We start from the raw sequence: 9148 nt of genomic DNA, 5'->3' as shown, positions 1-9148 counted from the left end.
GAGCTTGCTTTCGCGGATTGGACAGCACCCACAAAAAACCAGCGCCGAATGTTGAAAAAGTGAGCAAATAGCCGAGAGTGCGCAACATAGCTTGCGTCACGGTCATCGGCTGCCCGGTATCGGCATCCACGATTCGAAGGTGCACCGCACGCTTTCCCGGTGACGTTCCCCAAACGGCCCACATTGCGCCAGTGACCAATATCGGGATGCACTGGCCAACCATAAGCCAGAGAATGATGGACGAGGCAAAAGCCTCCGGTGCCATCAGAATGTCTTCGGTCGATGGTCCGAGGGGGATGAACAGCAGGATGACCGTCCACCATATCGAATCAATGAACAGGGCGCGGGCGCGCTGCGAATAAGTCGCGTAGCGCATCAGAAGCCGTGCGTCGACGACATTACCGGCGGATGGCAGACTCCGGCGCCCCAGCCCAGTGCGGTTGATGAAATTCGGTAAGTCCATTTTTTGAGGAATGTCATTTGGAAGTCCCGCTGGTGTCTTTTCGGCTGGCGAGCAGTCCGGCCACACTGGCGTCCCCGTCAAGCTCGTCCCAATGCGGACCTTTGCGCGAGCTTGAGATACGCATTCGCTGACGTCGAGCGGCAACGCTGCAACCGGGCGCCGGAACCGTGACAATGGAGCGCGTAACGCGCAACCGCCGCTCAATCCGACAACAAGGGTAGTGTCGTCAAGCAGCACCTTGGTCGAAACGGCCGTCATCGGTATGCATCCAATGTTTGGCGTGCTACCCCGGTCAATCGGGCAGCGACTGCTGTTGCCCCTCCTCGGTCGGTTTCAAAAGGAGCCGGCGTACGCGCTGCCAATCGCTCATGATTCGTTGTCCGCTCTTCTGAACTAAGCGGAGGAACGGCCGATGTGTTGGCAGCGGCTCCGTGCGCCAATCTTTTGACGGAGTAGCTGGCGAATGCACGGCCATTCGCACCTCGCGCGCTCGTCGACCACGCCAGCGTGATAATTTTTGCCGCCGCGGTGTCGAGCGCGGAGAAAACCGCATGCTTGCACGCGCTATCAAGCCCGAGTCGGGCCTGTGAATAATCACTGGACGAAGTTTTGCCCTGCGACAGTTCTCCGCTTGCACCGCTTCCGTCACCGCCAGGACCACCTCCCAGGAAAGGGCGTCCTCACGATTCGCATGCTCCAGGTCCGCGACGAGTTCATGCCAAAACTTAATGCCTCTGTACGAGCGACCGGGACCGCGCACGAACCGCAAGCGTGCCAGCAATGCCGCCGTGCGGGCCGCCTCGACTTGCGACGCCTTCGCGACCGTCCGGGAACGGCCTCAGACACCGCTTCGCCGGCTGACAATGGACGCGGCAAGAAGAGCCAACATCATGACGATGACAAGCGCCTGATTGCCTTGGAGCAAATTTTCGTATGTCATACGGTCAGGATGCTTCCGCCTTTTTTTGCTGCTTTGCAGCGAAACCTCATTCTAGAGTTGAATGCGTCGAAGTCAACCGTTGTGGCGATGTGCTTCCCCTGAAATTTCGCCTTCCAGCAGGTCGCGTATAAACTCGACCCAAAGGAAGGAAAGAAGAGATGTTCAAGGTACCGCACCAGGTGTACACGGCAGAGTTCAAGGAAGCGGCCGTGCAACGAGTCAAGGACGGGCAAGGCGTAAGCGCTGTGGCCCGCGAACTGGGCATGTCGATGCAGACGCTGCGTAACTGGCTCAAAGCGTCGGAAGCCGGCAAGCTCAATGGCCCGGGGGCGAAGGTCGTCACGGCGGAACAGATGGAGCTTTCGCGTCTGCGAGCGGAGAACAAGCGCTTGCAGATGGAGCTGGAAATCGCAAAAAAAGCGGCGGCGTTCTTCGCGAAGGACCTCCTGTGAAGTACGCCTGGATTGACACGCAGTGCCGGCAATATCCCTTGTCGGCGCTGTGCGAGGTTCTTGCCGTAAGCATCAACGGCTATCGCGCCTGGAAGCGCGGCGGCACGCCTGAGCGGCAGCGCCTGAGCGACGCGCAATTGCTCACGTTGATTCGAACGATTCATGCGCAGTACAAGGGCGCCTACGGTTCGCCGCGCATAACCGAAGAGGTTCGTTCTCGGGGCTTTCCAGCCAGCAAAGCGAGAGTGGAGCGGCTGATGAGCGCCAACGGTATCAGAGCCCGACACAAGCGCCGCTATCGCGTGACAACCGATTCCCGGCACAAGCTGCCGGTCGCACCGAACGTGTTGAACCGTAACTTCACGCCGGCCGAGCCCAATCAGGAGTTCACCTCGGACATCACGTACATCTGGACGGACGAAGGCTGGCTGTATCCGGCGGTCACGCTGGACCTGTTCAACCGGGAGTCGTAGGTTGGTCCGTCAAGCCGCGCATGACGGCGGAGCTTGTGACCGATGCGCTGACGATGGCGTGGTTCCGTCGCCGGCCTGCGCTCGGCGCGCTGCATCACTCGGACCGTGGCAGTCAATACGCGAGCCATGAATTCCAGCGCAAGCTGGCCTCCTACGGGATGCGCTGCTCGATGAGCCGCAAGGGCAACTGCTGGGACAACGCGCCGACGGAAAGCTTCTTCAACAGCCTGAAGAACGAGCGGGTACACGGCACGAGGTATCGCACGCATCGCGAAGCCATTGCAGACTTGTTCGAATACATTGAAGTGTTTTATAACCGTAGTCGTCGTCATTCATCGCTTGGCTTCACGTCGCCAACTCAGTTCATGCAAGACTGGCTTGCAGCTCAGCGGACAAAGGATACGGCTGCATAACTCAGGGCCTCTGGAAGGCGAAAAACCGAGGGAAGCTCAAGTATCGGACCCGAGGCGTATGTGCGCACCGTCCTCACGCGCATTGCAGATCACCCAATGGATCGCGTTGACGAACTGTGCGCTTCCCCCCTCATAGTGCCATCGGTGGTCAACCCGACGGTCCGGAAAGGCGCCTGCAGGAAAACTCCACGCGCTCCGCCTGATCGCCGCCGTATGGTCCGAACGAGATCCAGCCGTGCCCCCATAGCGTGACCTCGTCGCGGCGAAGGATGAGCTCATGGCCACCGTCGATGGTGATGCGTGTGCCGTTCGCGCTGCAATCGCGCAGCACATACTTTCCGCTGCGGCACTCGATCGATGCGTGCACCCGCGACGCACGGCAATCGTGCACGACAATGCTCATGTTCGCGCCGCGGCCGATGGTCATCAGCGCGGACGCGTCACTCATTTCGACACAGACATCCTCGTACCGAAGGGTCAGCAACGATGAACAAGGCAGGCGCTGCAGGTCGTTACCTGTGACCGTCAGATCAGCGCCTTGTTGCCAGATCGCCTCGAACAACTCCGTTGGCTGTCTTTTTCCTCGCACCTGTATCGGGTAAAGGTGACGCGCCATCTGACGCAGTCTCGCCGGGAGACACTCAACCGCGTCTTTGCTCGTGACGACCTGTCCCGGCGAAGCTAAGTCGGTCAGTCGGGCAGCCAGGTTTACGGTGTCGCCAAACACGTCTCCCCTTTCGTCGGGCAAAACGGGGCCGTGATGAAAGCCGATTCGCAGCGACATCGGCTGTCCCGCCACCGCAGGCAACCCGGAGACGGCCAACTGCATATCGATCGCGGCCTGCATCGCATGTTCGGCGGAGGGAAACAACGCCATGACTTCGTCGCCGATGGTCTTGACAATTCGCCCTCCCGACGCTTCCGAGCACGACTTCATCAGCGCGATGCACCGCGCAATCGCCTCGAAGGCAAGCATGTCGCCGACAGTCTCGTAAAGCTCCGTGCTGCGGCTTACGTCCGCGAACATCACAGACTCATGAGACATCGGATATTTCAATTTGTCATCCATGACCAACCCGTCGTCAGGCCGTCCAGCCGGCGTCGAAGCGTTGTTCGTCAGCCGGCCTGCGCAGCGCTCCTGCTCGTCAGTGTAGTACTGTGCCGTGCCGAGAGCAGCATCGGGGTCGCCCGTACTATCTGGACGGATCCAATCCCGTCGCGTCGTCTCACCGTAACGCGCGCAACGAACGAGACCGTACGGACACTGACGCCGAGGATGGTCGTGATGGAGGACTGCAGCACCGCCCATCACTGGGCCCGGCGCTTTCAGTCACTCGGCATCGAGGTGCGGCTCATCAGTCCGCACTACGTCACACCGTTCGTGAAGACGAACAAGAACTATCTCAACGATGCAGAAGCGATCGTCCAGACCGCAAGCCGTCCGACGATGCGCTTTGTGACGGTCAAATCGATCGAGCAGCAGGATATTCAGGCCGCGCATCGCATGCGCGCCATCCTGCTGCGCCACCGTACCGCGCTGATCAACGGGATGCGCGGCCTGCTCGGCGAGCGTGGACTCACGATTGCGCGCTCACCGGAAGCCTTCAAACGTGCGATGCCCGAGTTGCTGCGCACAAGCGCCGACGAGCTGACGTTGTTTTGCCAGACGCCGCTCACCGAGTTGCTGCAACATCTGAAGGCGATCGAGGAGCGCATTCATCTGACCGAGGTATCGATCCAGACCTTCATGAAGCAATCGGCGCTCTGCAAGAAAATCGCCGAGGTACCCGATATCGGTCCAATTACCGCCACCGCCATCGTCGCCTCGGTCGGCGATGCCAGGCAGTTCCGCAACGGCCGGCATCTGGCCGCGTGGCTTGGCTTCGCGCCGCGGCAGTATTCCTCCGGTGGCAAGCCACGTCTGTAGGGCATCAGCCGGCGCGGCGATACCTATCTGCGGACGTTGCTCCGATACGTGAAAGCAAAGATTGGTACAACCGCGCAATAGGCGTAGCTTGTGGAAAGATCGACGCTCGCGTTGTTGCAAGCTCGTGCGTTCGTCGTCGGTGGCTATTGCACCTTAAGTGATGGAGTAGTTGGCGTTTTTCAGGATACCCCCCCACTCATAATCGCAGTGATCAGGGGTATAGGGCATCGTTCCACCCCCGGGTGTAAACGTCAGCTCCCCGAAGAATATCTGCTCGTCACGCGCGTAGAGATCCACACGCACGTAGCCGAGCCCATCGGCCAGCAGCATGGCAACACCGCTCAGCTCTTCCCAATTCGTCGGTCGCGCCACGGCGCGCTCGCTGCGCGGGTAGTCGCCCCACACCAGGTCAAGCCTATTCCATCGGGCGTCGTAGACATCGGCGCGAGGCTTGCCAAAACGATCGGAAATGATGCCCGTATAAATTACCGGACCGTCTGGACCACGGCCGAATATGTGCATTTTGTAATCGGCCGGAACGGTGCCTGATCGGTCGAGAAGCAGAGTTTCAAAGAAGATCCGGGGTTGAATGCCCTTATAGTGCCGTTCACGTGCGACCCGATAATAGTCAATGCTCAACCATCCGTCGGCAACGCGACGCAGCTCTTCGAACGATCGTTTCGACTTGTCCCAAACCACTTCGACGAAGTTGGAACCGTGATTTGCTTTCATGACGAACGATGAGGGGAGTGAGTCGAAAACCTCTTTCGTAAAAACATCGGGGGCCGCAAGCAACGGAATGAGATGCTTCTCCCCGATGCGTTCCCTTACGTATTCGCGAACTCTCAGTTTGTCGGTCAGGCTGCTCCAGCGGGGATCCGGGTGCAGGCATCGCATCAGAATCATTTCGTTGAAAGCCGTCGGACGCGTCATGTTCGGGAACCGCCCGATTCTTCGACGATGCGAAAGAGCCAAATACAAATCGTCGGGCATAAGCGACGCGGCGCCTTTGAGCACTCGACGCGTGCTCCTGAAGAAGAGATTGTTCATGGTTTCGTGTCCTCCCATGCGCCCACTACCTGCTCGCCAAGTGCACCCCTGGGTGTCCTCAACCAGCACTTCGCCTCCTCGTGAGTCGGCGCAGCAACTTCAAGCATAAGCCAAGCCAGCCCGCTATTTGCACACCACCGCGCTTCGTCGATTGGTAGCTATGCTAGGAAGCGCACAGGCCTGGCGTGAAAATCGGTGTTAAACGAGTTGTACATGGCGCGCACGACGTCCTGGAACACTTTCGACCAATGTTTTTTTGCACGTTGCCGATGGCGAAAATGAGCGAGATTCTGGCGTAAAGATGCATTCGTCAAAATGTAAAAAAAGGAGGCGATGCGCGTGGCTTTTCCTGGTAGCCAGGAACTATGTCGACGCCTTTGAGGTAGAGTCCGGCTCGCGAGGCAAATCCAATGATTGCAGCTCCGAGACGCTTTTTTGATCCTGTGCGATAGGCCAATCGTATTGAAGCCAATTCGTTCGTGCGGACAAACGTCGTGTGCTTCAGGCAGCAGCGTGATGCGGTGTATGGCACCCGATGAGATCGGTCCTATGCGCATTCAATTCGTTATCGGCAACCTGAGCGACTATCACGTACCACGCTATCGCGCGCTCGTGCAGCTCGCGTCGAGACATGGATGCCAGGTATCCCTCATCGAGCTATTCGAATACAGCAGCTTCTATGACTATGCGCAAAGCGATCGCAGGACGTTCCTGCAAGATGTGCCGTCCGAGATGGTTACAGTCTTCAAGGGTACCGTTGCTGGCCGCAAGCATTGGCTGACGGTGGCGGCCCGGCTCGGCGTGATCGTTCGTGCCACGCGCCCCGACTTCGTCATCACGCTCGGCTACAACACCAGCTATTCGATTTACCTGTGTCTGCTGAGGACGTTGACGCGTCGATTCAAGCTGGTCTATATGTCTGACTCGAAGGCTGACGACGGCAAACGGCATCGACTCAAGGAAGCCTTAAAACGAATCCTCGTCTCACGCTTCGATGGTGCACTCGTGGCCGGTGAGAAACATCGTCGATACGCCGAGTCGCTCGGCATCCCGATGCACCGATCACGTGTCGGCCTTGATGTCATCGACGTTGCGTACTTTCGCGACGCCGCAAGGCGTGTGCGCGCACACGCCGACAGTGAGCGATGCCGCTTCGCCTTGCCGTCGCAATACGTGCTGTGCGTGAGCCGCTTTGTGGAGCGCAAGAATGTACCGCTCGTTTTGGAGGCGTTCGCCTGCTCAGGGCTTGCCCAACGAGGGGTATCCCTCGTCCTCGTCGGGCAGGGTCCGCTCGAGCAGACGATACGCGAAAAGGTTGTCGCGCTCGGGCTAGGCGAGCGAGTCCTGATTTTCAGGGCGGTTCTGAACAGCGACATGCCGGCCTTTTATGCGCTTGCCGACTTCATTGTGCTCGCTAGCGCATTCGACCAGTGGGGGCTGTGCGTCAACGAGGCGATGGCTGCGGGGCGGCCTGCGATCGTGTCGCAGACTTGCGGATGTGCGAATGAAGTTGTGTACGACGGAATCAACGGTTTCATCGTTCGGCCTGGAGACGTCGAGCAGCTCGCGAAAAAAATGAGGCAGCTCGCTGAAGACCACGCGCTTCGCGAAAAGCTCGCCCGCAACGCGGAAACAACGATCCGTGACTGGACACCCGAGCTCTTTGCCGAAAACGTGCTCGCTCTCGCAAACATATGCCTAAGGCGCAATGACTTGCACGCAAGCTGATAGGGTCGAAAGGGAATGGGAATTGCTCAATGGGAATTGCTCCCATCCCTGTCCCGCAGTGCAGTTAGAAGACACTTGGCAGGGTCGATCGCGATTCAAAGGTTCCACTTTCATGGGTTTGCGAATTCTTCACACCATCATCACCGTCAATCCCGCATATGGCGGGCCGATTGAGGGGATCGTTCAGGCGGCTCGCGAGCATCGGCGCAGAGGAAACTCGATCGAGATCCTCACGCTCGACGGACCCGACGAGCGCTCACTCGATCAATGCGAGATCATCTGCCACCCTGTCGGCCCGGGGTTCGGCAAGTACAGGTATTCCCCGAGGCTGGTCCCATGGCTGCAGGTCAACGTGCCGAAATACGACCTTGTCATTGTCAACGGCATCTGGAACTACACATCGTTTGGCGTTTGGCGTGCGCTACGCGGTTCGGGGATACCTTATTACGTATTCACGCACGGGATGCTGGATCCGTACTTCAAGCAGCGCTACCCGTTAAAGCACTTCAAAAAGATGCTCTATTGGCCATGGGCGGAATACCGGGTGCTTCGTGATGCAAATGCCGTGTTCTTTACGTGCGAGGAAGAACGTCGATTGGCTCGCCAATCGTTCCGCCCGTACCGCTGCAACGAGCATGTCGTCAACTACGGCACAGCGGGTGCCGTTGGCAATCCCGACATGCAACGCGAACTTTTCCTGTCGAGGTTTCCGCACCTGCGCGGTAAAAAGAATCTGCTCTTTCTTGGGCGGATCCACGAAAAGAAGGGAATCGACCTTACCCTGAGAGCGCTGGCTCAATGTGTGCAAGACACTCCCCAGGACAAGATTAGCGATGTGCAACTGATCATCGCCGGGCCCGATGACGGCGAGTACGCGAAGGCGGCGAAGGCCCTGTGCTATGAGTTGCAGTTGACAGACAGGGTGACGTGGACGGGAATGCTCGACAACGACCTCAAGTGGGGCGCATTCTTTGTATCCGACGCCTTTGTGCTTAACTCGCATCAGGAGAATTTTGGGATTTCCGTGGCGGAAGCGTTATCTGCGGGGCTGCCGACGCTGATTACAGACAAGGTCAACATCTGGCGTGAGATCGAGCAGTCTGGCGCGGGCTTCGTGGACAAGGACGACCTGGCAGGGGCAGTGCGCTTATTGCACCGCTGGCTGGGCGCTTCGCGACGCGAGTGGGCCGACATGCGCACGCGTGCCAGACAGTGCTTCACTTCCCGATTTCATATCGCTCAGTCCATGCAATCCTTGCTCGACGCGCTTGCCGTGTACAAGGTGCAACAAGGCTCCACCAGGCGCGGTTGCGAAGGAGCCGCCTGGACTGGGTAAAAATTTCAAAATGGGGCGGAGAAGAGTGAACAAAACCTCCCTGAGCACAACGTCGCCTATATTGATTTTGCGGCGGCCTCGTTGAGAGAAGGGCCTGTGGACGCTCGCTTCTAGCCTCGCACCGGATCGGCGGTTCTTTTTTACATGCCCGTCTCAAGCCGCTCGCGGATAATTTCGAGAACAGATCGATTTCGGCGTATTCCGGGGTAGGGTCACTGGCTCGACAGTCACGGTCCGACCCGTCATTACCTGGACGTCCATGGCACTAGTGTCGCGAGTTAGAAATTCGTAGACAAAATCGCTTGACGCTAGCGAGGATGTCGTCGGCCGATTTGGTCCAGTTGAAAGGTCTCGGATCAGTGTTGT

General features: G+C 58.5%; 5 protein-coding genes and 2 pseudogenes. 4 read left to right on the top strand and 3 right to left on the bottom strand.

The window, feature by feature from the left end; translation table 11 throughout:
• Nucleotides 1-721 (bottom strand): RDD family protein (locus BN2476_RS48780; protein ID WP_235851141.1); only part of this gene is annotated, 721 nt, incomplete at its 3' end.
• 840 nt (nt 722-1561) lie between these two features.
• Here BN2476_RS48780 and BN2476_RS38085 point away from each other — a divergent pair.
• Nucleotides 1562-2741, top strand: a pseudogene (locus BN2476_RS38085) (IS3 family transposase).
• Between the two features lie 148 nt (nt 2742-2889).
• On the opposite strand, the gene BN2476_RS38080 reads toward BN2476_RS38085, so the two are convergent.
• On the bottom strand, nt 2890-3810 hold the full coding sequence (locus BN2476_RS38080) for an adenylate/guanylate cyclase domain-containing protein (protein ID WP_087739358.1): 921 nt from the start codon (nt 3808-3810) through the stop codon (nt 2890-2892).
• Between the two features lie 183 nt (nt 3811-3993).
• Here BN2476_RS38080 and BN2476_RS38075 point away from each other — a divergent pair.
• A pseudogene (locus BN2476_RS38075) lies at nt 3994-4665 on the top strand (IS110 family RNA-guided transposase); the annotation flags it as partial.
• 156 nt (nt 4666-4821) lie between these two features.
• Here the strand turns inward: BN2476_RS38075 and BN2476_RS38070 are convergent.
• The gene (locus tag BN2476_RS38070) at nt 4822-5718 is read right to left on the bottom strand and encodes an ATP-grasp fold amidoligase family protein (protein WP_087739357.1); all 897 of its coding nucleotides are present in this window, start codon (nt 5716-5718) and stop codon (nt 4822-4824) included.
• A 549-nt stretch (nt 5719-6267) separates the two neighbouring features.
• Here BN2476_RS38070 and BN2476_RS38065 point away from each other — a divergent pair.
• Complete coding sequence (locus tag BN2476_RS38065) at nt 6268-7446, top strand: glycosyltransferase family 4 protein (protein ID WP_087739356.1); 1179 nt, start codon at nt 6268-6270, stop codon at nt 7444-7446.
• 112 nt (nt 7447-7558) lie between these two features.
• Nucleotides 7559-8782 carry a glycosyltransferase gene (locus BN2476_RS38060; RefSeq protein WP_087739353.1) on the top strand — a complete coding sequence of 408 codons (1224 nt, stop codon included), beginning with the start codon at nt 7559-7561 and terminating at the stop codon, nt 8780-8782.
• The last annotated feature ends 366 nt before the right edge of the window (nt 8783-9148 follow it).

Origin of the sequence: Paraburkholderia piptadeniae (genome assembly GCF_900007165.1) — a bacterium.
In the GTDB taxonomy this organism is placed as follows: Bacteria; Pseudomonadota; Gammaproteobacteria; order Burkholderiales; family Burkholderiaceae; genus Paraburkholderia; species Paraburkholderia piptadeniae.
Note: the sequence above shows the minus strand (reverse complement) of the source record. Positions and strands in the feature narration are given on the sequence as shown.

Bases quoted from the DNA above. Each gene is read 5' to 3' on its own strand.
- BN2476_RS38080 (WP_087739358.1), bottom strand. From the start codon at position 3,810: ATGGATGACAAATTGAAATATCCGATGTCTCATGAGTCTGTGATGTTC.
- BN2476_RS38070 (WP_087739357.1), bottom strand. From the start codon at position 5,718: ATGAACAATCTCTTCTTCAGGAGCACGCGTCGAGTGCTCAAAGGCGCC.
- BN2476_RS38065 (WP_087739356.1), top strand. From the start codon at position 6,268: ATGCGCATTCAATTCGTTATCGGCAACCTGAGCGACTATCACGTACCA.
- BN2476_RS38060 (WP_087739353.1), top strand. From the start codon at position 7,559: ATGGGTTTGCGAATTCTTCACACCATCATCACCGTCAATCCCGCATAT.